Source organism: Streptomyces caniscabiei, from assembly GCF_014930365.1.
GTDB classification, from domain to species: Bacteria; Actinomycetota; Actinomycetes; order Streptomycetales; family Streptomycetaceae; genus Streptomyces; species Streptomyces caniscabiei.
Map to the genome: position 1 here is coordinate 683,659 of NZ_JABXWI010000001.1, position 23,450 is coordinate 707,108.

General features: G+C 72.0%; 21 protein-coding genes. 7 read left to right on the forward strand and 14 right to left on the reverse strand.

Features of this window, described 5'->3' with window-relative positions; all coding sequences use genetic code 11:
- Positions 1-187 precede the first annotated feature (187 nt).
- Positions 188-1,831, forward strand: a complete 1,644-nt coding sequence (locus HW837_RS03300; RefSeq protein WP_093790295.1) for a protein kinase domain-containing protein — start codon at positions 188-190, stop codon at positions 1,829-1,831.
- An 86-nt stretch (positions 1,832-1,917) separates the two neighbouring features.
- Here the strand turns inward: HW837_RS03300 and HW837_RS03305 are convergent, their stop codons facing one another.
- A complete protein-coding gene (locus HW837_RS03305; RefSeq protein ID WP_045558560.1) occupies positions 1,918-2,463 on the reverse strand; it encodes a bacterial proteasome activator family protein in 546 nt (181 codons plus the stop codon).
- A 167-nt stretch (positions 2,464-2,630) separates the two neighbouring features.
- On the opposite strand from HW837_RS03305, the gene HW837_RS03310 reads away from it, so the two are divergent.
- Complete coding sequence (locus tag HW837_RS03310) at positions 2,631-3,029, forward strand: hypothetical protein (RefSeq protein ID WP_193379370.1); 399 nt, start codon at positions 2,631-2,633, stop codon at positions 3,027-3,029.
- Between the two features lie 104 nt (positions 3,030-3,133).
- Here HW837_RS03310 and HW837_RS03315 read toward each other — a convergent pair whose 3' ends face one another.
- Positions 3,134-4,114: an NAD(P)H-quinone oxidoreductase gene (locus HW837_RS03315; RefSeq protein WP_045558558.1), complete on the reverse strand. Its 981-nt coding sequence runs from the start codon at positions 4,112-4,114 to the stop codon at positions 3,134-3,136.
- A gap of 431 nt (positions 4,115-4,545) precedes the next feature.
- Between HW837_RS03315 and HW837_RS03320 the strand changes: the two genes are divergently transcribed.
- Together HW837_RS03320 and HW837_RS03325 are read left to right on the forward strand one after the other, a co-directional pair.
- Positions 4,546-5,577, forward strand: coding sequence for an ATP-binding cassette domain-containing protein (locus HW837_RS03320; RefSeq protein ID WP_045558557.1), 1,032 nt, complete (start codon positions 4,546-4,548; stop codon positions 5,575-5,577).
- Positions 5,574-6,422 (forward strand): ABC transporter permease, encoded by an 849-nt coding sequence (locus HW837_RS03325; RefSeq protein WP_045558556.1) that lies wholly within the window; start codon positions 5,574-5,576, stop codon positions 6,420-6,422. The genes HW837_RS03320 and HW837_RS03325 overlap by 4 nt, the downstream gene beginning before the upstream one ends.
- 55 nt (positions 6,423-6,477) lie before the next feature.
- Here the strand turns inward: HW837_RS03325 and HW837_RS03330 are convergent, their stop codons facing one another.
- The 6 genes from HW837_RS03330 to pdhA all read right to left on the reverse strand — a co-directional run bounded on the left by HW837_RS03330 (position 6,478) and on the right by pdhA (position 13,700).
- Positions 6,478-7,569 (reverse strand): potassium channel family protein, encoded by a 1,092-nt coding sequence (locus HW837_RS03330; RefSeq protein ID WP_045558555.1) that lies wholly within the window; start codon positions 7,567-7,569, stop codon positions 6,478-6,480.
- A 112-nt stretch (positions 7,570-7,681) separates the two neighbouring features.
- Complete coding sequence (locus HW837_RS03335; protein ID WP_045558554.1) at positions 7,682-9,040, reverse strand: molybdopterin molybdotransferase MoeA; 1,359 nt, start codon at positions 9,038-9,040, stop codon at positions 7,682-7,684.
- Positions 9,037-10,014, reverse strand: coding sequence for an NTP transferase domain-containing protein (locus HW837_RS03340; RefSeq protein WP_045558553.1), 978 nt, complete (start codon positions 10,012-10,014; stop codon positions 9,037-9,039). Before HW837_RS03340 ends, HW837_RS03335 begins: the two co-directional genes overlap by 4 nt.
- 115 nt (positions 10,015-10,129) lie before the next feature.
- Positions 10,130-11,563 carry a dihydrolipoamide acetyltransferase family protein gene (locus HW837_RS03345; RefSeq protein ID WP_045558552.1) on the reverse strand — a complete coding sequence of 478 codons (1,434 nt, stop codon included), beginning with the start codon at positions 11,561-11,563 and terminating at the stop codon, positions 10,130-10,132.
- Positions 11,563-12,567, reverse strand: coding sequence for an alpha-ketoacid dehydrogenase subunit beta (locus HW837_RS03350; protein WP_045558551.1), 1,005 nt, complete (start codon positions 12,565-12,567; stop codon positions 11,563-11,565). The genes HW837_RS03345 and HW837_RS03350 overlap by 1 nt, the downstream gene beginning before the upstream one ends.
- Positions 12,564-13,700, reverse strand: coding sequence for a pyruvate dehydrogenase (acetyl-transferring) E1 component subunit alpha (gene pdhA, locus HW837_RS03355; protein ID WP_045558550.1), 1,137 nt, complete (start codon positions 13,698-13,700; stop codon positions 12,564-12,566). The genes HW837_RS03350 and pdhA overlap by 4 nt, the downstream gene beginning before the upstream one ends.
- A 190-nt stretch (positions 13,701-13,890) precedes the next feature.
- Between pdhA and HW837_RS03360 the strand changes: the two genes are divergently transcribed.
- Complete coding sequence (locus tag HW837_RS03360) at positions 13,891-14,376, forward strand: Lrp/AsnC family transcriptional regulator (protein WP_045558549.1); 486 nt, start codon at positions 13,891-13,893, stop codon at positions 14,374-14,376.
- A gap of 84 nt (positions 14,377-14,460) precedes the next feature.
- On the opposite strand, the gene HW837_RS03365 is transcribed toward HW837_RS03360, so the two are convergent.
- Positions 14,461-15,051, reverse strand: coding sequence for a TetR/AcrR family transcriptional regulator (locus HW837_RS03365; RefSeq protein WP_045558548.1), 591 nt, complete (start codon positions 15,049-15,051; stop codon positions 14,461-14,463).
- Positions 15,048-16,565, reverse strand: coding sequence for a 3-hydroxyacyl-CoA dehydrogenase (locus HW837_RS03370; protein WP_045558547.1), 1,518 nt, complete (start codon positions 16,563-16,565; stop codon positions 15,048-15,050). The genes HW837_RS03365 and HW837_RS03370 overlap by 4 nt, the downstream gene beginning before the upstream one ends.
- A gap of 147 nt (positions 16,566-16,712) precedes the next feature.
- Between HW837_RS03370 and paaN the strand changes: the two genes are divergently transcribed.
- Positions 16,713-18,419, forward strand: a complete 1,707-nt coding sequence (paaN, locus tag HW837_RS03375) for a phenylacetic acid degradation protein PaaN (protein WP_193379369.1) — start codon at positions 16,713-16,715, stop codon at positions 18,417-18,419.
- Between the two features lie 45 nt (positions 18,420-18,464).
- Here the strand turns inward: paaN and HW837_RS03380 are convergent, their stop codons facing one another.
- The 3 genes from HW837_RS03380 to HW837_RS03390 are packed head-to-tail and all read right to left on the reverse strand — an operon-like array spanning position 18,465 to position 21,615.
- Positions 18,465-19,325, reverse strand: a complete 861-nt coding sequence (locus HW837_RS03380; RefSeq protein WP_078853527.1) for a TrmH family RNA methyltransferase — start codon at positions 19,323-19,325, stop codon at positions 18,465-18,467.
- Positions 19,322-20,635: an HTTM domain-containing protein gene (locus HW837_RS03385; protein WP_193379368.1), complete on the reverse strand. Its 1,314-nt coding sequence runs from the start codon at positions 20,633-20,635 to the stop codon at positions 19,322-19,324. Before HW837_RS03385 ends, HW837_RS03380 begins: the two co-directional genes overlap by 4 nt.
- Positions 20,632-21,615, reverse strand: coding sequence for a DUF5819 family protein (locus HW837_RS03390; RefSeq protein ID WP_093790300.1), 984 nt, complete (start codon positions 21,613-21,615; stop codon positions 20,632-20,634). Before HW837_RS03390 ends, HW837_RS03385 begins: the two co-directional genes overlap by 4 nt.
- Positions 21,616-21,889: 274 nt before the next feature.
- On the opposite strand from HW837_RS03390, the gene HW837_RS03395 reads away from it, so the two are divergent.
- Positions 21,890-23,089 carry an acyl-CoA dehydrogenase family protein gene (locus HW837_RS03395; protein ID WP_045558543.1) on the forward strand — a complete coding sequence of 400 codons (1,200 nt, stop codon included), beginning with the start codon at positions 21,890-21,892 and terminating at the stop codon, positions 23,087-23,089.
- A 12-nt stretch (positions 23,090-23,101) separates the two neighbouring features.
- Here the strand turns inward: HW837_RS03395 and HW837_RS03400 are convergent, their stop codons facing one another.
- Entirely contained in the window at positions 23,102-23,431 is a 330-nt protein-coding gene (locus HW837_RS03400; RefSeq protein WP_045558542.1) for a rhodanese-like domain-containing protein, read from the reverse strand.
- Positions 23,432-23,450 lie beyond the last annotated feature (19 nt).

The window sequence follows — 23,450 nt, forward strand, 5'->3', positions numbered from 1 at the left end:
CCCTGTAACGCTTCCGCGACGCTTCTTTCGCGTACGGTCACGGATCGGGCACCGCGCTTGACGTGTCAGTGCCCTGGGGCAGACTTGGCCGGGAATAGCACAAAGGATCACCAGCATCATCAGGGGATCACCGATCGCGGGAGCCAGCCCAACAGCTTTCGCGCGCGCCGATGGGGGACGCAGGAAGATGAGCCAGGACGCCGCACAGGGCCGGTACGCGGGGCGGTCGCTAGCCGGTGGCCGGTACCAACTGCGTGACCTGCTCGGCGAGGGCGGCATGGCCTCCGTCCATCTCGCGTACGACTCCGTGCTCGACCGACAGGTCGCGATCAAGACACTTCACACCGACCTCGGCCGCGAGCAGGCCTTCCGTGAGCGCTTCCGCCGTGAGGCGCAGGCCGTGGCGAAGCTCACCCACACCAACATCGTGTCGGTCTTCGACACCGGCGAGGACGATCTCGACGGCGCGACGATGCCCTACATCGTCATGGAGTACGTCGAGGGCAAGCCGCTCGGTTCGGTGCTCGACGCGGATGTCGCCCAGCTCGGCGCCATGCCCTCCGACAAGGCGCTGAAGATCACCGCGGACGTGCTGGCGGCGCTGGAGATCAGCCACGAGATGGGCCTGGTCCACCGGGACATCAAGCCGGGCAACGTGATGATGACCAAGCGCAACGTCGTGAAGGTCATGGACTTCGGCATCGCCCGCGCCATGCAGTCCGGTGTCACGTCGATGACGCAGACCGGCATGGTCGTCGGCACCCCGCAGTACCTCTCGCCCGAGCAGGCCCTCGGCCGCGGCGTGGACGCCCGCTCCGACCTGTACTCGGTCGGCATCATGCTCTTCCAGCTGACCACCGGGCGGCTGCCGTTCGAGGCGGACTCGCCGCTGGCCATCGCGTACGCGCACGTCCAGGAGGAGCCGGTCGCTCCCTCCTCGATCAACCGTTCCCTGCCGCCGGCCGTCGACGCGATCATCGCCCGCGCGCTGAAGAAGAACCCGAACGAGCGGTTCCCGAGCGCGGAGGCCATGCGGGACGAGTGCCTGCGGGTCGCCGCCTCCCTCCAGCCCGTCGCGCCGAGCATCGTGCCGGGTGTGCAGACGGCCAGCGGCGCGGGTGTCTCCTCCGCGGTCTTCCCGCCGATCGACCACACGGGCGCCCCGCAGTCGGGCAGCGTCCAGACGCCGTACCAGCCGCCGGCGACGGGTGGTTACGGTCCGCCGACACCGGCTCCGACGCCCGCCCCGTCCTACGGCTACCCGCAGCAGGGCGGCTACCAGACGCCGCCGCAGACCGCCGCGTACTCGCCGCAGCAGGGCTCGGCCACGCCGCCGCCGTACAACATCACACCCCAGCAGTCCTCCATGTCGGCGGGGCGTTCCGGCGGCGGGAAGAGCAACAAGGGCGTCATCGTGGGCGCGATCGCCGTGTCCGTCCTCGCGGTCGGCGGTCTGATCACGGCGCTCTCCCTCAGCTCGGGCACCGACGCCGAGGGCGGCGACGACGGCACGAAGGCGTCGCCGACCGTCGTCGAGGGGCACAAGGGTCCGGACACCTCGAAGGTCATCGAGACGACCGCGTGCACGGAGCCCGTGGAGTCGTACAACGACCCCGACAAGATCGAGCTGCCGGACTTCACCTTCAAGAACATCGACTCGGTGAAGAAGTGCTTCCAGGCGGCGGGATGGCAGTACGACGTCCAGAAGGTCGACGAGAACACGTACGGCGAGGGCACGGTCATGGAGCAGTACCCGACGGCCTCCGAGGACGTCGACCCCAAGGACATGCCGTCGATCATCCTCAAGGTCTCGACGGGCGACCCGGCCTGACGCCGCGGACGTGGGAAGGGCCCGGCACTCGGTGTGCCGGGCCCTTTCGCGTACGGGGTGGGGGGTTCGTCGAAGACTGCCGGGGGCTAGAGGTACGGGCCGCCGGAGCGGCCGAGCGTGCGCGGGTCGTCGTCGCCCTCGTGGCCGCCGACGCCCGGCGGCAGTGCGCGGCGCATCTGCTCCAGCTGGGCCCGGGCCGCCATCTGCTGGGCGAACAGCGTCGTCTGGATCCCGTGGAAGAGGCCTTCCAGCCAGCCCACCAACTGGGCCTGCGCGACCCGTAGTTCCGCGTCGCTCGGGATCGCCTCGTCGGTGAAGGGCAGGGAGAGCCGCTCCAGCTCCTCCACCAGCTCGGGCGCCAGGCCGTCCTCCAGTTCCTTGACCGAGCTGGCGTGGATCTCCTTCAGCCGTGCCCTGCTGGCCTCGTCGAGGGGGGCGACCCGTACCTCTTCGAGCAGCTGCTTGATCATGCTGCCGATGCGCATGACCTTGGCCGGCTGTTCCACCATCTCCGTCACCGGGACCTCGCGGGAGTCCTCGTCGCCTCCACCGCCGCCCACGGCCATGCCGTCCTGGCCCACGACCAGGATGTGGGGCTGTTCGGGCGACCGTTCGTTCCTCGGCATCTCCATGCCGCCATTCTCTCGCACGCGCCTACCTCACCACCCTGGTGCCCCCCACGCAGGGTGATCCACCGTTTACGTTGCCCGGGTTCTTGTCCTGAGCGGCGGTCGCGCGCCGTCGGGCGGGCCCGGGGCGCCGGGATGCCGGTGGGCCGGGGGCGTGTGACGCTGAGGGCGTGGCTACCTGGCTTCGTTCGGTGCGCGTGACGGGACCGGCTCTCGTCGCGGGGCTGCTGGTCGTCCTGGCGGCGGGGCCCGTGCCGGCCGTGTACGGGGCCGAGCCCGACCCCGCGACCTCCTGGGCCGGCAGCCGCGCGGGCGAGGGCCGGGAACGGCCGGGCCGGGCGGACGTCGGCCCCGTGGAACCCGGGGACGACGCCTCCCCGCCCCCCGAGGAGCCCGCCCCCGACCCGTCCCAGAACGCCGCCCTGCCCGTTCCCGGCGTGCCGCCCGGCGGCGACTCCTCGTCCGTCGAGGAGCCCGTGCTGCAGGTCTTCGCCCTCGGCAGCGGCCTCATCCTGATAGGCGTGGGCCTCGGACTGGCCTTCGTGGGGCTCCGCATACGGCGGAGCTGAGCCCGAGCCGTGCGGAGCTGAACCGGAGCCGTGCGGGACTGGACCCGAGCCGTACCGACCGGGCGCGGCCGCGTCACCGTTCCCGCACGGCCGACCGTCCCCTCCTACGGCACCACCAGCAGCACCTTGCCCACGTGCCCGCTCTCCTCCAGCACCCGGTGCGCCGTCGCCGCGTCGTCCATGGGGATCTCGCGGTCGACGACCGGGCGCACATGGCCACCGGCGATCAGGGGCCAGACATGTTCGCGTACGGCGGCGACGACGGCCGTCTTCTCCTCGCGGGGCCGGGCCCGCAGCGAGGCCGCGCTGATCACGGCCCGCTTGGCGAGCAGCGCGCCGATGTTCAGCTCGCCCTTGATGCCGCCCTGCATGCCGATGATCGCGAGCCGCCCGTTGACGGCCAGGACCCGGACATTGCGGTCCAGGTACTTGGCGCCCATGTTGTCGAGGACGACGTCCGCGCCCTTGCCGTCCGTGGCCGCCCGGACCTCCTCGACGAAGTCCTGCTCGCGGTAGTTGATCAGGACGTCCGCGCCCAGGGCGGCGCACTGCTCCAGCTTCTCCTTGGTGCCCGCCGTGACGGCGACCTTCGCGCCGACGGCCTTGGCGAGCTGGATGGCCATCGTGCCGATGCCGCTGGAGCCACCGTGCACGAGGAGCGTCTCACCGGGACGCAGGTGGGAGATCATGAAGACGTTCGACCAGACCGTGCAGGTGACCTCGGGCAGCGCGGCGGCCTGTCGGAGATCGAGGCCGGCGGGGACCGGCAGCAGCTGGCCGGCCGGGACGACGACCTTCTCCGCGTAGCCGCCGCCCGAGAGCAGCGCGCACACCTCGTCGCCGACGTTCCACCCGGCCACGCCGGGCCCGATCTCCGCGACACGGCCGGAGCACTCCAGGCCGGGATAGGGGGAGGCGCCGGGCGGTGGGTCGTAGAAGCCCTGCCGCTGCAGCAGGTCGGCGCGGTTCACGGCGCTCGCCGCCACCTCGATGAGCACTTCGCCCTCGCCGGGCACCGGGTCGGGGACCTCGTCCCACACCAGGGCCTCGGGTCCGCCGGGTTCGGGAATCGTGATCGCATGCATGAGAGGGACGCTACCCCCGCCCTCCCTGTCCGATCCCGGCCCGGTCCCCCTGGCTTCGCCGATCCCGCACTGCCCCCGCACGCCCCGCACCACCCTCGCGCGCCCCGGGCCTCCGACCTGCATCACCACCCCGGCCGCCCCCTAGCCTGGTTCTGCGGACACACCTCACCCTTCCATGCCACCCTCCATCCCACCTCGCCGTCTCGTCCGGTCCCTCGGTCTGCCGGACGTAATCGGGGTGCGCTCACCGCGCATCGGAGAGACCGTGGAGTCCCTGTGACCGGACGGATTCTCGCCGAGCTCTTCGTCCGACGCAGAAGCAACAGACGCAGTCGAGTTTCCCGCGCGGTGACCGATGAGTTCCGGCGGTCGCCGCGGTCTCCCCTTGCGTAGCCCCGGACACGGGCCCCGTACGCGGAAGGATCTCAACCATGAACGCACAGACGTCCGGCCTCGCGATCGAGACCGCGGGTCTGGTGAAGACGTTCGGCGAGACCCGGGCCGTCGACGGCGTCGACCTGGCCGTGCCCGCCGGCACGGTCTACGGCGTCCTCGGCCCGAACGGCGCCGGCAAGACCACCACCGTGAAGATGCTCGCCACCCTGCTGCGCCCCGACGGCGGTCAGGCACACGTCTTCGGACACGACGTCGTCCGGGAGGCCGACGAGGTGCGCGGCCGGGTCAGCCTGACCGGGCAGTACGCCTCCGTGGACGAGGATCTCACCGGCACCGAGAACCTGGTACTGCTCGCCCGGCTCCTCGGCCACGACAAACGCACGGCCCGGCAGCGCTCCGGGCAGCTGTTGGAGGCCTTCGGGCTGAGCGAGGCGGCCGGAAAGCAGGTCAAGCACTACTCGGGCGGTATGCGGCGCCGTATCGACATCGCCGCTTCCATCCTCAACACGCCCGATCTGCTGTTCCTGGACGAACCGACGACCGGCCTCGACCCGCGCAGCCGCAACCAGGTGTGGGACATCGTGCGGGCGGTGGTCGCGCAGGGCACGACCGTGCTGCTGACCACGCAGTATCTGGACGAGGCGGACCAGCTGGCGTCCCGGATCGCGGTCATCGACCAGGGCAAGGTGATCGCGGAGGGCACCAAGGGCGAGTTGAAGGCCTCCGTGGGTGCCGGTTCCGTCCATCTGCGGCTGCGCGACGCGGCCCAGCGGCCGCAGGCCGAGGAGGTGCTGCGCATCGCCCTCGACGCCGATGTGCAGCGCGAGCCGGACCCGGTGGCCCTGACGGCGCGCGTCGGCGCGGGATCCGCGAACGGGCAGGGGGCCGCCGAGGCCGCCGCCCGGGCGCTCGCCGAGCTGGCCCGCACCGGCATCACCGTCGACAACTTCTCGCTGGGCCAGCCCAGCCTGGACGAGGTGTTCCTCGCCCTCACCGGACACGACACCAGGGCGACGGGCCCGCAGACCGACGACGCCCCCGAGACGAAGGACGAGGCAGCGGCATGAGCACCGCGACCACCACCGAGAACAGGGAACTCGCCCCCGTCAGCGCCGAGACGCTCGCCGCGCTGCTCATCGCCAAGGACCGCCCGCCGCGGCCCAGCGCCCTGTCGGCTTCGCTCACGTTCGGCTGGCGGGCCATGCTCAAGATCAAACATGTGCCGGAGCAGCTCTTCGACGTCACCGCCTTCCCGATCATGATGGTGCTGATGTACACGTACCTCTTCGGCGGGGCGCTGGCCGGCTCCCCGGAGCAGTACATCCAGTTCCTGCTGCCGGGCATCCTGGTGATGTCGGTCGTGATGATCACGATGTACACCGGGGTCTCGGTCAACACGGACATCGAGAAGGGTGTCTTCGACCGGTTCCGTTCGCTGCCGATCTGGCGGCCGTCGACGATGGTCGGCTATCTGCTGGGCGACGCCCTGCGCTACGCGATCGCGTCCGTGGTGATGCTCACCGTCGGCATGATCCTCGGCTACCGCCCGGACGGCGGGGTGGTCGGTGTGGTCGCCGGGGTCGCGCTGCTCATCGTCTTCTCGTTCGCGTTCTCGTGGATCTGGACGATGTTCGGCCTGATGCTGCGCACGGAGAAGTCCGTGATGGGCGTCAGCATGATGGTGATCTTCCCGCTGACCTTCCTGTCCAACGTCTTCGTCGATCCGAGCACCATGCCGGGCTGGCTCCAGGCGTTCGTCAACAACAGCCCGGTCACGCATCTGGCGTCGGCGGTCCGCGAGTTGATGGCGGGCGAGTGGCCGGCGGCCGAGATCGCCTGGACGCTGGGCTGGTCCACCCTGTTCGTGCTGGTCTTCGGGCCGATCACGATGCGGCTGTACAACCGCAAGTAGGCGAGCACAGAAAGGGGGCCCGGGGTGCGGACCCCGGGCCCCGTTGTCGCTTCCGCTACGGCAGATGCTTGGTCTCGGGGGTGATCTTCGTGCTCGGGGTGGCCCGGACGATGGTGATCAGCCGGTCCGTCAACTGGAGCTCCCCGATGGACGGATCGTCGTAGCCGAGCACCCGGTGTCCGCGCAGCACGCTGACCACCAGGTCATCCGTCTCCCGCACACCGCGCCCCACCTCGGCCTTTATGACCGGCCGTTCGGCGATGTCGAGCCCGCTGCCCTGCTGGATGAGGTCCTCCATCACCATGCCGGCGGCGGGGCTGAGCACGGAGAGCCCGAGGAGCCGTCCGGCCGCACTGGCGCTGGTGATGACGACATCGGCCCCGGACTGCTTCAGCAGCGGCGCGTTCTCCTCCTCCCGGACGGCGGCCACGATCTTCGCTCCGCGGTTGAGCTGGCGGGCGGTCAGCGCGACCAGCACGGCGGTGTCGTCCCGCGCGGTGGAGATGATGATCTGCCGCGCCTTCTGGAGCTCCGCCCGCAGCAGCACATCACTGCGGGTCGCGTCCCCTATGACCCCCGTGTATCCCTCGGAGGTCGCCGCCTCGATGGCCTTCGAGCTGGGGTCCACGACGACGATCTGCTCCTTCTTCAGGCCCGTCGCACAGACGGTCTGAATCGCCGATCGCCCCTTCGTCCCCCAGCCGACGACAACGGTGTGCTCCCTCAAGGCCGCCCTCCAGCGGTTCAGTCGCCATTCCTCGCGCGTGCGCTCCGTGAGCACCTCCAGCGTGGTGCCGACCAGGATGATCAGGAACAGCACACGCAACGGCGTGATCACAAAGATGTTGGTGAAGCGGGCAGCATCGCTGACCGGGGTGATGTCGCCGTAGCCGGTGGTGGAGAGAGTGACGGTGGCGTAGTAGAACGCGTCGAGCAGATCCACGGAACCGTCGGAGTTGTCGTTGTACCCCTCACTGTCGGCGTAGACGATGAAGGCGGTGGCGACGAGCACGAACATGGCCATCGCCAGTCGCTTGCCGACCTGACGGATCGGCCGCTCGACCTCTCTTTTCGGCAGTCTCACCTGGTGGGTCACGTGACGCTCGTCCGCGTTGCGGGCGATCGCGTCCTGGCCCGGAAGTTTCACGTGAAACACTCCCCGTTTCGGCGTACATCCCCTGGCTGCACTCCGCCACCGGCTGCTCGTGGTTTCACGTGAAACATCGTTGGTCGCAAGGCCGGTGGCCCATATCGACGTTTCACGTGAAACACACCTGGATGCCCGCCGTCGCCCAGGGCAGATCGAGCAGTTCCAACTCCTGGCCGGAACGAGCGCCGCCCGGCGGTACGACGGCAAGGGCATCGGCGGTGGCGATGCCGCGGAGCATAGCGGGGCCGTTGTAGTGCAGCGGCAGGGCGTCATCGCCCCGCAGGCTGACGGGGACGAGCCGGGTGTCGTAGGGGTGCCCGTGCACCGCCTCCCGCATCGGCATCGTGTACGGCTCCGGGGCGGCGCGGCCTGCGAGGGTCCGCAGCAGCGGCTCGGCGAGCGTGAACAGACCGGAGACGGCGGCCAGCGGATTGCCGGGCAGCCCCACGAGGTGCTGATCCGGGGTGATCCGGGCCAGCAGCATGGGGTGCCCCGGGCGCACCTTCACCCCGTCGACGAGGAGTTCGGCCCCGACGCGGCGCAGGGTGGGGTGGACATGGTCGACGGGTCCGGACGCTGTGCCGCCCGTGGTGACGATGAGGTCGGCGGAGGACTTCTTCACCGCCCGGTGCAGGGCGTCCGCGTCGTCACCGAGGCGGCGTACGGCGGTGACCTCGGCGCCCAGCGCCCGGAGCCAGGACGGCAGCATCGGCCCGAGGGCGTCCCGGATCGAGCCCTCGCGCGGCAGCCCCTCGGTGAGCAGTTCGTCGCCCAGGACGAGCAGTTCGACGCGCGGACGGGGCAGCACGCTCAACGTGTCGTACCCGGCGGCCGAGGCGAGCCCGAGCGCGGCCGGGGTGATCTGCGTACCGAGCGGCAGCAGTTGGTCGCCGTTGCGGCACTCCTGGCCCCGCGGGCGGATGTCCTGCCCGTGCGCGAGGTCCCGGGTCGGGTGCAGCCGCCCCTTGTCGTCGGTGCGGCCGTGCTCGCTGCGCAGGACGGCGGTCGTGTCGGGCGGGATACGGGCGCCGGTGGCGATCCGGGCCGCCTCCCCGTCCGTGAGCCGTACGGGCTCGGCGTGGCCCGCCAGTACACCGTCCTCCCGCACCGCCCAGGGGCCGGGGCCCGCGACCGCCCAGCCGTCCATCGCGGAGGTGTCGAAGGAGGGGAGGTCGGTGAGGGCGGTGAGTGGGGCGGCGAGCACCAGGCCGAGGGCCTTGTCGACGGTGACCGAGACGGGGGCCCGGCGCCCGGCGGAGCGTGCGGCGCGTTCGGCGACGGCCCGGGCCTCGGGCCAGGAGGTGGCCCGGTGGTGGGAGTCGTCCTTGGCCCCGTGGGCGGCGCCGGTCCGACCGGTCGTGGGGGTCTCGCGGGGGGAGCGGGGCTCGGCCGGTCCCCGGACGGGCCTGTCGTTGGCCACGGCCAGCGCCTCCTCCACGTCGAGTTCCTCGGCGTCCTGGGCGGTCATCCGGCTGCCGGGCCGGTGTCCTGGCCGGCGCCTGGCCCGGAGTGGGGCTCGGCGTCCGGGGTGGCTTCGGTCCCGGCGTCCGTCCCGGCGTCCGTCCCGGCCTCGGGAGCGGCCTCGTCGGCCCAGCGCAGGGCCAGGGCGGAGGCCTTGCGGGCGGCCTCGGTGACCGCCTCGGGGCCTCCCCCTGCCTTGGCGGCGGCGTAGCCGATGAGGAAGGTGGTCAGCGGGGCGGCGGGCCGGGCCACGCTGTGGGCGGCGTCACGGGCGAGGTCGAGCAGCTCGGTGATGTCGACGTCGAGGTCGATCCCCAGCTCGTCCTTGACTGCGGAAATCCATTCATCCAACACGTGGCCATGCTCCCTGATCCGTGCGCGGGCGGCGGCGATGTCGTCCCAGGTGTCGCAGTCGAAGGACGCGAGAGGGTCGGTGATACGGGTGAGGCGCAGTGCGGAGGTCAGCCGCCGCAGGGGGAGCCCCGTCAGGCCGTCGCGCCCGGCGGCGAGCCCCGCGAGTTCACGGCGCAGGCTCTCGGCCCGGTAGGCGGCCACGAGCGGCTGGTCACGGCCGTCGGGGTCGGTGACCAGGACGCCGTCGGCGGCTCCCTCGTCGGCCAGGAGGGCGTCGAGGAGCCGCCGTACCGTCTCCCCGTCCAGGAACGGCAGATCGGCGGAGAGGACGACGACGTACGGCGCGGTGGTGTGCCGGAGTCCGGCGCCCAGCGCGGCGAGGGGACCGCCGCCGGGGGGTTCCTCGCGGGCCCACAGCACGGGCCGCGCGGTGGGCCGGGGGTCGGCGACGACCACGGTCGTCCCGGCTCCGGCGCAGGCGCCCAGCACGCGGTCGAGCAGGGGCCGTCCGCCGACGCGCACGGCGGGCTTGTCCGTGCCGCCGAGCCGCCGGGCGGCGCCCCCGGCGAGCACGACGGCGTCGAACACGTCGGTACCGGGGCCGCCCGGGGGCTCGTACGCGGTCACCCTCCGAGTATGCGTGCCTGCGCGATCACTGGGAACGCGGGGGAGCCCGCGCGTTGCGGCCCCGGTCGGGTCCGACGACGCGCCGACGGCCGGACCCGGCGGACGAAGCCGGTGATCAGAGCGTGCGCAACAGCACCGCCGGCTGTTCGACGCAGTCCGCCACGTACCGCAGGAAGCCGCCCGCCGTGCCGCCGTCGCACACCCGGTGGTCGAAGGTGAGCGAGAGCTGCACGACCTGCCGTACCGCCAACTCGCCCCCGTGCACCCAGGGCTTGGGGACGATGCGGCCGACGCCGAGCATGGCGGCCTCGGGGTGGTTGATGATCGGCGTGGAGCCGTCGACGCCGAACACGCCGTAGTTGTTCAGCGTGAAGGTGCCGCCGGTCAGCTGGGCGGGCGTCAGGGTGCCGGTGCGCGCCGCCTCGGTCAGCCGGGCGAACTCGGAGGCGAGCGACTCCGCGTTCCTGGTGTGCGCGTCCCGCACGACGGGGACGACCAGCCCTCGTTCCGTCTGCGCGGCGAACCCGAGGTGCACCTGCTCCAGCCGTACGACCTCGCGGGCCTCCATGTCGACGGTGGAGTTGAGCTCGGGGAAACGGGCCAGCGCGGCGGTGCAGATCCGGGCGAGCAGCGCCAGGAGGGAGATCTTCGGGCCTCCGGCGGCGTTCATGGCCGTGCGGGCGTTCATCAGCTCCGTCGCGTCGGCGTCCACCCAGCAGGTCGCGTCCGGGATCTCCCGCCGGCTGCGGGAGAGCTTGTCGGCGACGGCGCCACGGACGCCGCGGAGGGGGACACGGGTGCCGGAGGCGACGCCGACGGCGGGCGCGGACTGCCCGGCCGGGACGGCGGGCGCGGAGCGCGCGGCCTGGGCGGCGGCCGGCGGCGCGGTCACGGTCCCGGACGCCTGGGCCGGGGCTGTGGCGGCCCGCAGCGCGTGCTCGACGTCGGCCCGCAGGATCAGGCCGTCGGGCCCCGATCCCCGCAGCTTCCGCAGGTCGAGCCCGTTCTCGCGGGCGAGACGGCGGACGAGCGGTGAGATCACCGGCACGGGCCCGTCCGGGCGCTCGGCGGCGGTGGTCGCCCCATGCCCGTCCGGGCGCTCGGGAGCGGTGACCGGGGCCGCCGGCGTCCCGACGGAACCGAGCGCCGCCGGGGCCGCGGACCTGACCGGCTCCCCCGGCCGCACCCTCCTGCGGCGCGCCGGGGGCGCCCCGGTGCCGTAGCCCACCAGGACGTTGCCGGAGCCCTCGTTCGCGTCGAGGGCGCCCGCGCCCGCCGTCCCGGCGGAACCGTCGGCGACCGGCGCTCCCACCGCCACCGTCAGCAGCGGTGCCCCGACGGGCAGTTCCGTGCCCTCCTCGCCGAAGCGGGCGGTGACGACGCCGCCGTAGGGGCAGGGGACCTCGACCATGGCCTTGGCCGTCTCGACCTCGACGACGGGCTGGTCGATCGCGACGACGTCCCCGACCTGGACGAGCCAGCGGACGATCTCGGCCTCGGTCAGCCCCTCACCGAGGTCGGGCAGCTTGAACTCCAGCACCTGGGCCATCAGTTCTCCGCCTCCCACTGCAGGCGCCCCACGGCGTCCAGGATCCGGTCGACGCCGGGCAGATGGTGCCGCTCCAGCATCGGCGGCGGGTAGGGGATGTCGAACCCGGCGACGCGCAGCACGGGCGCCTCCAGGTGGTGGAAGCAGCGCTCGGTGACGCGGGCCGCGATCTCGCCGCCCGGGCCGCCGTAGGAGCCGGACTCGTGCACGACCACCGCGCGGCCGGTCCGCCGTACCGAGGCGGCGACCGTCTCGTCGTCGAAGGGCACCAGGGAGCGCAGGTCCACGACCTCGAGGTCCCAGCCCTCGGCGGTGGCCGCCTCGGCCGCCTCCAGACAGACGGGCACGGACGGGCCGTAGGTGATGAGGGTGGCGCTACGGCCGGCGCGGCGGACGACCGCGCGGCCGATCGGCTCGACGCTCTGCGGTTCCTCGGGGTTCCAGGTGTCCTTCGACCAGTAGAGGCGCTTGGGCTCCAGGAAGACGACCGGGTCGTCGGAGGCGATGGATGCACGCAGCAGCCCGTAGGCGTCGGCGACGGTGGCGGGCGTGACGACGTGGAGTCCCGGGGTCGCGATGTAGTACGCCTCGGAGGAGTCGCTGTGGTGCTCGACGCCGCCGATGCCGCCGCCGTAGGGGACGCGGATGGTGATCGGCAGCGGCATCGCGCCGCGCGTGCGGTTGCGCATGCGGGCGACATGGCTGATGAGCTGCTCGAACGCCGGGTAGGCGAACGCGTCGAACTGCATCTCCACGACCGGCCGCAGCCCGTACATGGCCATGCCGACGGCCGTGCCGAGGATGCCCGCCTCGGCGAGCGGGGTGTCGGTGACCCGGTCCTCGCCGAACTCCTTCGCGAGGCCGTCGGTGACCCGGAAGACGCCGCCGAGGGTGCCGACGTCCTCTCCCATGACGTGCACGGTGGGGTCGGCGGTCATGGCGTCGCGCAGGGCGCGGGTGAGCGCCTGCGCCATGGTGGCGGGCTTGAGCGCGACGGTGGTCATCGGTGGGCCCCTTCGTGCTCCGCCGCCAGCTCGGCCCGCAGCAGGGCTTCCTGTTCGCGCAGCTGCGGGGTGGGCTCGGCGTAGACGTGGGCGAAGAGGTCCATGGGGTCGAGCACCGGGTCCTGGTTCATGCGCTCGCGCAGATCGGCGGCCATCGTCTCGGCGGCGTCCCGGGCGGCCCGGATGCCGTCCTCGTCGAGGAGGCCGCGCTCGGTCAGCTCGTGCTCCAGGAGCGCGATCGGGTCGTGCGCGCGCCAGGTCTCGACCTCGGCGTCGCCCCGGTAGCGGGTGGCGTCGTCGGCGTTGGTGTGGGCGTCGATGCGGTAGGTCACCGCCTCGACCAGCGTCGGCCCGCCGCCCGCGCGCGCGTGGGCCATGGCCTCGGCGAGCACCTGGTGCACGGCGGCCGCGTCGTTGCCGTCGACCAGGCGGCCCGGCATCCCGTAGCCGACGGCCTTGTGGGCCAGCGACGGGGCGGCGGTCTGCTTGGCGAGCGGCACGGAGATCGCGAAGCCGTTGTTCTGGACGAGGAAGACGACCGGGGCCTGCCAGACGGCGGCGAAGTTGAGCGCCTCGTGGAAGTCGCCCTCGCTGGTGCCGCCGTCGCCGACCAGGGCGAGCGCCACCACGTCGTCGCCCTTGAGGCGGGCGGCGTGCGCGAGGCCGACGGCGTGCGGGAGCTGGGTGGCGAGGGGGGTGCACAGGGGCGCGACGCGGTGCTCGTGCGGGTCGTAGCCGGTGTGCCAGTCGCCGCGCAGCAGGGTGAGCGCCTGTACGGGGTCGAGGCCGCGGGCGACGGCGGCGAGCGTGTCGCGGTAGCTCGGGAAGAGCCAGTCCCGCTCCTCCAGGACGAGCGCGGCGGCGACCTCGCAGGCCTCCTGTCCGGTGCTGGAGGGGTAGACGGCGAGCCTGCCCTGCTTGGTCAGGGCCGTGGCCTGCGTGTTGTAGCGGCGGCCGCGCACCAGCTCGGCGTAGAGCCGGCGCAGCAGCGCGGGGTCGGCTTCGGCGGCCGCGTCCGTGCCGAGCACGCGGTAGGGCAGGGCGTCGGGCAGCAGCGGCGCGGGGTCCGTGCGGGGCTGCCAGGCGGGCGGCGGTGTCGGGCGGTACGCGCCCCGCTGCTCCATGACCGTCATACGGCACCTCCTCGTGGGAGTGGCTCAGGGACGCGGCACGGGTTGTGACGCGTCTCACCTACCGATTGTTCGGTCGTTGGCGCATTTTGGCTACAGGCACCCCGAGGCTGTGGACAAACGGTTCTGCACAGCCTCAAATGAACGCAGGACGTCCATGGCAGGGAGGCGGGGGCACATGGCACCTGAACAAATGGCCGAGCCGCCGGAGCACGGCCCGGTCCTGCCACCCCCGCGACCGCTGGACGCCATAGACCAGGACATCCTGCGCATGCTCCAGGCCGACGGGCGCGCCTCCATACGGTCGGTCGCCGAACGGGTCCACGTCTCCCGCGCCAACGCCTACGCGCGCATCAACCGCCTCGTCGAGGACGGCGTCATCCGGGGTTTCGGGGCGCGCGTGAACCACGAGCGCGCCGGCAAGGGCACCTCGGCCTACATCACCCTCAAGATCGTGCAGAACTCCTGGCGCACGGTCCGCGAGCAGCTGCGCCAGCTGTCCGGCGCCGCCCACATCGCCCTGGTGGGCGGCGACTACGACGTCCTGCTCCTGGTGCACACCTCGGACAACAGAGCCCTGCGTGAGGTCGTCCTGACCAAGCTCCAGGCCATCCCGGAGGTGCTCAGCACCCGGACACTGCTGGTGTTCGAGGAGGAGGACGTGGAACCGGAGGGATGACCCGCGCCGCGCCGGGCGCACGCCCCCTCCAGACGGAGCACTCGCCTCTCCCGACGGGGCGCACGCCCCCTCCCGACGAAGCGCTCAGCCCTGGGCGCGCAGCCCTGTGAAGACCAGATGGGCCACGGCTTCGGACACTTCCCGCTCGCCCATGCCCCGCCCGTCCGGCCGGTACCACTCCACGATCGAGTTGATCATGCCGAAGACCAGCCGGGTCGCGAGGCGTACCTCCACGTCCCCGCGGACGTCCCCGTCGGCCGCCGCCGCCTTCAGCAGTTCGGCGACGCGGTGATCGAAGTCGCGGCGCCGCTCCAGCGCCCAGCGCTCGGTGTCCGTGTTGCCGCGCACCCGCAGCAGCAGGGTCACGTAGGGGAGCTCGCCCAGGAGCACCTCGACCATGCGCCGGACGACGTGCTCCAGGCGCTCCACCGCCCGCCCCGTGCACACGGGTTCCTCGTCGAGGATCGCGAAGAGACCGTCCAGCGCCCGGCTGACGGCCCGGCGCAGCAACTCCTCCTTGCCGGTGACGTGGTGGTATATCGACGACTTGGAGATACCGGCCGCCTTGGACAGGTGCTCCATGGACGTGCCGTCGTAGCCGCGCTCGTTGAAGACCCGCACGGCGACGGACAGCAGCGTCTCCGGGGTGTACGTGTCGCGCTTGGCGGTGGTCATGAGGAGGTGCCCTCCCGCTTGTCGGAGGCGTAGGCGTGGCGGTAGAGAGCCAGGGACGGCGCGTAGCGCCCGGACGGGTCTCGCAGGTGCAGATCGTCCAGGAGGGCGTACGCCCAGTTCCGGCCCAGCCTGCGGCTCCATTCGAAGGGTCCCAGCGGGTAGTTGACGCCCAGACGCATCGCCGTGTCGATGTCCTCCTTGGTGGCCACCCCCTTGGCGACGGCGTCGTGCGCGAGGTCGATGATGCGCGCCACCGTGCGGGCCACGATCATGCCGGGGGCGTCCCCGATGACGCTGACGTCCTTGCCGAGCGCCTGGAAGAGGCCGGTGGCCTCGGCGAGGGTCTGCGGGGAGGTGTCCTGGGAGGCGGAGAGCGCGATCCGGGTGGCCCTGCGGTAGTCGAGCGCCAGGTCGAAGTAGACGACGTCCCGGAACTCCACGGAGGTCTGTCCGTCGGCGAGGGCCAGCTGGCCGCCGCTGGGCAGGACGAGCCGGGTTCCGTGGTCCTCCTCGTCCTCGCGGACGGGGATGCCCGCCTCCCGGATCAGGGCGAGCAGGTCGGAGGCGGGGCCGAGGTCGCCCTCGACGACGACGTACGCGGGTGCCGGTACCGGTTCGGCGGTGTGCGGTTCGGGGCTGTCGGCGTCCTCACCGTGGTCGTACCAGCCCCGACCGGTCTTGCGGCCGAGCCGGCCGGACTCGACGAGCCGCCGCTGGGCCAGCGAGGGCGTGAAGCGCACGTCCTGAAAGAAGGCCTGCCAGACGGAGTGGGTGACGGACTCGTTGACGTCCTGCCCGATGAGATCGGTCAGTTCGAAGGCGCCCATCCTGAAGCCGCCGCACTCCCGCAGGATCGCGTCGATGGTGACGGGCTCGGCGGCCTGCGACTCGTACACCGCGAAGGCCTCCGCGTAGAACGGCCGTGCGATGCGGTTGACGATGAAGCCGGGGGTGTCCGCGCAGGCGACGGGCGTCTTGCCCCAGACCCGCGCCAGCTCGTACGCGCGCGTGGCCGACGTGACGTCGGTGGCGAACCCGGAGACGACCTCGACGAGGGGCAGCAGCGGCGCGGGGTTGAAGAAGTGCAGGCCCACGAAGCGGCCCGGGTTGCGCAGGGCACCGCCGATGGCCGTGACGGACAGGGAGGAGGTGTTGGTGGCGAGCAGGCAGTCCTCGGCGACGATGTCCTCCAGCGCGCGGAACAGCTCCTGCTTGACGTCCAGCCGCTCCAGGACCGCCTCGACGACGAGGCCGCAGTCCGCGAGGTCGGCGAGGCTCTCGGCGGCGTGCAGCCGGGCGCGCGCGGAGTCGCGGTCCGCGCCGGTCAGGCGTTCCTTCGCCACGAGCCGGTCGAGCCGGGCGCCGATGGCCTCGGCGGCCTCCCGGGCACGACCGGGAACGGAATCGAACAGCCGTACGGGATGGCCGGCGGTCAACGCGACCTGGGCGATGCCCTGGCCCATGGTGCCGCTGCCGACGACGGCCACGGGGCTGCTGAGGTCGAGTGCTGTCATGTGCGCGATCCTCCCGCACGGGGTTGTCCACAGATGCGGCGGACCCCCTTGTCCCGACCGATCGTTCGGTTACTCTAACTCTGTCCGCCTGTTCCTGCCCAGGTCAGGGCCCGATGACGAGTCCCTGACGTGAGGAGTTGGTCAAGCATGGCCGCCGAACCGTCCGCGCACGCCCTGATCGCCAAGCACCGGCCCACCCTCGACCAGGCCCTGGAAGCGATCCGCACCCGCGCGTACTGGTCGCCCCACCCCGAGCACCCCAAGGCCTACGGCGAGGACGGCAGCCTGGGCATGCCCGAGGGCAAGGCCGCCTTCGAGGCCCTCCTCGGCACCCGTCTCGACCTCGGCCAGCCCGGCACCGACGACTGGGTGGGCGGCGAGGTCTCCCCGTACGGCGTCGAGCTGGGCGTGACCTACCCGCACGCGGACGTGGACACGCTGCTGCCCGCCATGAAGGCCGGCCAGCGCGCGTGGCGCGACGCGGGCGCGGAGGCGCGCGCGGCGGTGTGCCTGGAGATCCTCAAGCGCATCAGCGACCGCACCCACGAGTTCGCCCACGCCGTCATGCACACCAGCGGCCAGGCCTTCATGATGGCGTTCCAGGCCGGCGGCCCGCACGCCCAGGACCGTGGCCTGGAGGCCGTGGCCTACGCGTACGCCGAGCAGGTCCGCACCCCCGACGAGGCGGCGTGGAGCAAGCCCCAGGGCAAGCGCGACCCGCTCACGCTCACGAAGCGCTTCAAGCCCGTACCGCGCGGGATCGCCCTGGTCATCGGCTGCAACACCTTCCCGACGTGGAACGGCTACCCGGGCCTGTTCGCCTCCCTCGCCACCGGCAACGCGGTCCTCGTGAAGCCCCACCCGCGCGCGGTGCTGCCGCTCGCCCTCACCGTCCAGGTCGCCCGCGACGTCCTCGCCGAGGCCGGCTTCGACCCCAACCTGGTCGCGCTGGCCGCCGAGCGCCCCGGTGAGGGCATCGCCAAGGACCTCGCCACCCGCCCCGAGATCCGCATCATCGACTACACCGGCTCCACGTCCTTCGGCGACTGGCTGGAGGCCAACGCCCGCCAGGCGGAGGTCTACACGGAGAAGGCCGGCGTCAACACGGTGCTCGTCGACTCCACCGACGACTACAAGGGCATGCTCTCCAACCTGGCCTTCTCCCTGTCCCTGTACAGCGGCCAGATGTGCACCACCCCGCAGAACCTGCTCATCCCCCGCGACGGCATCACCACCGACGAGGGCGCCAAGTCCTACGACGAGGTCGTCACCGATCTCGCCAGGTCGGTCGGCGGCCTGCTGGGCGACGACGCCCGCGCGAACGCGCTGCTCGGCGCGATCGTGAACCCGGACGTCAGGTCCCGCCTCGAAGCGGCCGCCTCGCTCGGCGAAGTCGCGCTCCCCTCACGGGAGATCGCCCACCCCGAGTTCCCGGACGCGGTCGTGCGCACGCCGGTGATCGTGAAGCTCGACGGCGCCCGGAAGTACTGGGAGCGGACCGACGACGAAGCCGCGTTCATGAGCGAGTGCTTCGGGCCGGTGTCGTTCGCCGTCGCGGTCGACTCGGCGGCGGACGGGCTGGACCTGCTGCGCCGGACCATCGCCGAGAAGGGCGCGATGACCGTCGGCGCGTACACCACCTCGGACGAGGTGGCCGAGGCCGTCGAGGAGGTCTGCCTGGAGGAGTGCGCGCAACTGTCGCTGAACCTCACGGGCGGCGTCTATGTGAACCAGACCGCTGCGTTCTCGGACTTCCACGGCTCCGGCGGGAATCCGGCGGCCAACGCGGCGCTGTGCGACGGGGCGTTCGTCGCCAACCGGTTCCGGGTGGTGGAGGTCCGGCGCGAGGCGTAGCGACCGGCGCACACCTCTGGAGCGCCCCGCCTTCTCACCAGTCGTTCAGAAGGAGCCCGCGCTCCAGTGGTACAGCGTCATCGCCACGCTCGTCGCCAGGTTGTAGCTGGAGACCTGCGGGCGCATCGGGAGCGCCAGCAAGTGGTCGGCGCGGGCGCGCAGTTCGCCGGAGAGACCGCTGCGTTCGGATCCGAAGGCCAGGACGGCGTCGTCCGGGAGCTTCAGCCCCCGGATGTCGTCGCCCTCGGGGTCGAGCGCGAAGAGGGGGCCCGCGGGCAGCTCGCTCACGCCCAGGCGCTCGACGGCGGTCGCGAAGTGCAGGCCCGCGCCACCGCGCACGACGGTGGGGTGCCAGGGATCCATGGTGCCCGTGGTGACCACCCCGGTCGCGCCGAACCCGGCCGCCAGCCGGATCACGGCCCCCGCGTTGCCCAGGTTGCGCGGGTTGTCGAGGACGACGACCGGGGCCGTGCGCGGTGTACGGGCGAGCGCCGCCAGCTGGGCCTCGCGCGACGGGCGCACGGCCAGCGCGGCGACGGCGGTGGGATGCGGGCGGACCACGAGGCTCCGGTACGCCTCCTCCGGTACCTCCTGGAGGAGGCTCGCCAGCCGGTCCCGTACGTCCGGGGCCAGGTCGTCGGCGAGCGAGAGTGCCGCCGCGCGGTCCACGGTGACGGCCACCCGCACGTCGGCGCCGAAGCGCACGGCGTGCTTGAGGGCGTGGAAACCGTCGAGCAGGACAGCGGCGTCGGCGAGGCGATGCCAGGTCCGCACGGGGTCACCGGCCGGCCGGGCGCGCGCCCCGCTCACCGTGTCGACCGCCGGCTCGTCCGCCGGTCCGACTGACGGCCCACCTTCCGCCCTGTCTGCCGGTTCGTCCGCGGGTGCGCTCACCGGATCGTTCATGCGGTGAAGCCTACGTGGGGCTGATCGGCGGCCCCCTTCTCCGGCTTCTCTCCCTTCTCCTGCTTCTCCTGCTTCTCCAGGGAGAGCGGAGGCTGTTCCGGGGCTCGCGGGCCCGGGATCGTACGGCCGTTCCCCGGCGGCACACGACGTACGACGCGGTCACGGGCGCGGGCCACCAGGCCGCCCAGGCGCTTCAGGAAGGGCGTCGGCAGGAAGACGGCGTCGGCGGCGATCATCGCGAGCGAGAAGAACGGCAGCCCCAGGACGACGGCGATCACGGCGTGCTCGGTCATCATGACCGCGAGCAGGACGTTCTTGACCCGCCGGTTGAAGAGCGTGAACGGGAAGGCGACCTGCACGATCACCGTTCCGTAGGTCACCAGCATGATCATCGTGCCGCTGGACGACATCAGGTCGGAGAGCGTGCCCCAGGGCGAGAAGTAGTCCAGGTGGAACGGGTAGTAGGCGGCCGTGCCGTCCTGCCAGCGCGAGCCCTGGATCTTGTACCAGCCGGCCGCAGCGTAGATCAGACAAGCCTCGGCCATGATCACCACCAGGGCGGCGTTGTGCGCGAGATTGCCGACGATGTCGAGCAGCGCACGCGGCTTGGTGTCCGACTCGACGCGTCCGGCGGCCCACCACAGGCCGTGCACCGCCCACAGCCCCCAGAAGAACGTGAGCCAGCCGCCGAAAAGGCCCCCGGGGATCAGACCGCCGAACGTCGACACCAGCAGCGCGAAGCCGAGCACACACCACAGAACCGGGCCGACCACGTCCTCCCGCGCCCCGCCGTCCCGCTCCAGGCGCTCGCGCACGCGCCGTGCACGCCGTGCGTCCAGCGACCAGACCTGGGCGCAGCGGACGAAGACGAGATAGATCGCCATGAGGTGGATGACGTTGTCGCCGCCGTCCCCCATGAAGACGCTGCGGTTCTGGAGCGAGAGGACACCCACCATGAACAGGACGCTCATGGCACGGGTGCGCCAGCCGAGCAGCAGCAGAACGGTCGACAGGATGGCGACGGCGTAGACGATCTCGAACCACACCATGCTGTCGGACCACATCAGCACCGTGAAGGCGTCGTTGTCCGTGATCAGCCGCTGGGCCAGCTCCCAGCTCCAGGGCCCGTCGGGGCCGTACAGCTCGCGCCGGTGCGGGAACTCGCGCAGCAGGAACAGCAGCCAGGTCGCGCAGAAGCCGATGCGGATGATCGCGCTCTGGTAGGGGCCCAGCGCACGATCGGTGACCCGGGTGATGCCGTTGCCCGCCGCCGCGACGAGGCGCCCTGTGTGCCGGTTCAGGGAACTCATCGGGCGCTCGCCTCCGTACGACGGGTGGCGACCCCGCCGGCGTCGGCCCCCTCGGCCCCGGTCGCGCCGGCGGCGTCCGCACGGTCGTCGTCGGTCACCGACCACCAGGGCAGCTCACGGACGACGGGCTTGTCGGGCACCTTTTCCTCGCTCCACTCGGGCGGCTGCACATTGGTGGTACGGGACCGGAGCTGGATCCGCTCGATCTCGCCGCCGGGGCCGGCGGCCCGCTCGCGGTCGAGGCGCATCACGACGATGCGGCGCACATAGCGCTCGGACAGATCGCCGCGCGGCGTGGTGGCGCGGTGCTCGCCGTCATGCGTGGCGGTGTAGAAGTCCCAGGCCCGGCGCAGCTCGTTCTGCTGCGTGTGACTCGGCACCGGATTGCGGTCGATCGCGGCGCCGTCCAGCGCCGACAGGTCGTACCAGCCGGTCGTGCGCACCTCACCGTCGGCGGTGCGGACCTCGGCGCGCGCCTGCACCGCGATGTTCTGCTGCAGCGGGTTCGGCGCGAACAGCTTCCAGTTCTGCTCGAACTCCGGATAGACCCACTCGTCCACCGCCTGCCCATGTTGCTTCGTCAACGTGTTCGAAGGCGCTATATGCAGAAACACCAGCCCGAGATGGGCGCAGGCCGCCACCGCCACGATCGCGAGCACCAGCGCCACGGCGATCTGGTACGGCAGGGTCAGCGCGGCGATACCGGAAACCGGCCGCGCCGGCCCGGCTATCCCCTCCGGCCGAGAGGCGGGGGGCGGTCCGGTCGGCGCCGGCACCGGTGTCCCCGAGGCCGAATCCGCTGATGACGGAAGCAGGGGGCGTCCACTCGGAGGCAGGTCGCCCGGGACCGGAGTCTCGCGGGAAGGCCGCCCCTTCGAGGACGTATCACTCGCGGAGGCCGGGTCACTCGCGGAGGCCGCGTCGCTCTCGGGCTCGTCCGGCCCTGGCCGGGCGTTCGAGACCTCGTCGTTCGCGTCCATTGCGCCCAGCTCCCCGATTTCCACTACGCGGTCGACTTCCCCACCGGAACTTACTCAGCCGCGTTCCTCCGGCACAGCCCCGATGGCCACAGCAGTCACATCGTCACACCGCTCACACGGCACCCATGAGGTTATCCACAGCGGGGGACACCTTACGGCGCGGTGTGGTCCGCCTCTCCTCCGATGGCCGGCCCGGCCCGCCACACCATTCCCTTCTTCTAGAACCTGTTCTATCTTGACGCCCCGTCATCGGCGACACGGAAGGGTCGGGACCGTGGACTTCACCTTCACCGAGGAGCAGCAGGCGGCGGCCGAGGCGGCGAGGGCGGTGTTCGCCGGGGTCGCGCCGGACGGCGTGCCGAGCCCGTCGCTCGTGCCGGGGGCGGTGGCCGACGACTTCGACCGGGCCCTGTGGGCGAAGCTGGCCGACGCGGACCTGCTCAGCCTGTTGCTCGACCCCGCGTACGGAGGGTCGGGGCTCGACCCGATCGCCCTGTGCCTGGTACTGCGCGAGTCGGCGAAGGTGCTGGCCAGGGTCCCCCTGCTGGAGAGCAGCGCGGCCGCCGTGGCCGTGCAGGCCCACGGGAACGAGGAGCTGAAGGCGGAGCTGCTCGCGCGCGTCGGCAGGGGCGAGGTCGTCCTGACCGTCGCCGCGCACGGCCGCACCGGCCATGATCCGGCCGAACTCGCCGTGACCGCCCGCCGCGACGCGGGCGGCGTCTGGATCCTGGACGGCGTACAGACGGCGGTGCCCTGGGCCCACAACGCGGACTACATCGTCATCCCCGCGACCGTCGCACCGGAGTCGGTGAACACCTCCGACGCCCCCTACGGAGCCGAGCGGAACGCGGTCGCGGCCACCGACGGCGGGACCGTGCTCGCCCTCGTCCCCTGCCTCCACGAGGGGGTGACGCTCGCCGAGCAGATCTCCACCGCCGGTGAACGGCTCGCGGAACTGCGCCTGGACGCCGTACGGATCGCCGACCGGGACGTCCTCGACGCGGAGGGCGCGTGGGAACGGCTACGGGAGCTGCTGGCCACCGGCACCTGCGCGCTGGCGCTCGGCCTGGGTGAGCAGGTCCTCGGCATGACCGGCGACTACGCCGGCAAACGCGAACAGTTCGGCTTCCCGATCGCCTCGTTCCAGGCCGTCGCCGTCCAGGCCGCCGACCGCTTCATCGACCTGCGTGCGATGGAGGCGACGCTGTGGCAGGCCGCCTGGCGCATCACCTCCGGCGCGGGAGGTGCGCTGCCCGTCTCCGGAGATGTCGCCGTGGCCAAGATCTGGGCCTCGGAGGGGGTACGACGGGTCGTGCAGACCGCACAGCATCTGCACGGGGGCTTCGGCGCCGACGTCGACTACCCCCTGCACCGCTATCACGCCTGGGCCAAGCACCTCGAACTGTCGCTGGGCCCCGCGGCGGCCCACGAGGAGGCCCTCGGGGACCTCCTGGCGGCACACCCCCTGGGCTGAACCCCTCGTTCCCTAGAGAACGAAGCCCGCCCCGCCCTTGTCGTCCACCACCGGGCGGCCGACGGCCGCCCAGACCTGCATGCCGCCGTCGACGTTCACCGCGTCCACGCCCTGCTGGACCAGATAGTTCGTGACCTGCGCCGAACGTCCGCCCGAGCGGCAGATCACATGGACCCTGCCGTCCTGCGGCGCCGCCTCGGTGAGCTCGCCGTAGCGCGCCACGAACTCACTGATGGGGATGTGCAGCGCCCCTTCGGCATGACCCGCCTGCCACTCGTCGTCCTCCCGCACGTCCAGCAGAAAGTCGTCGTCCTTGAGGTCTCCGACCTCGACCGTGGGCACACCCGCTCCGAAATGCATG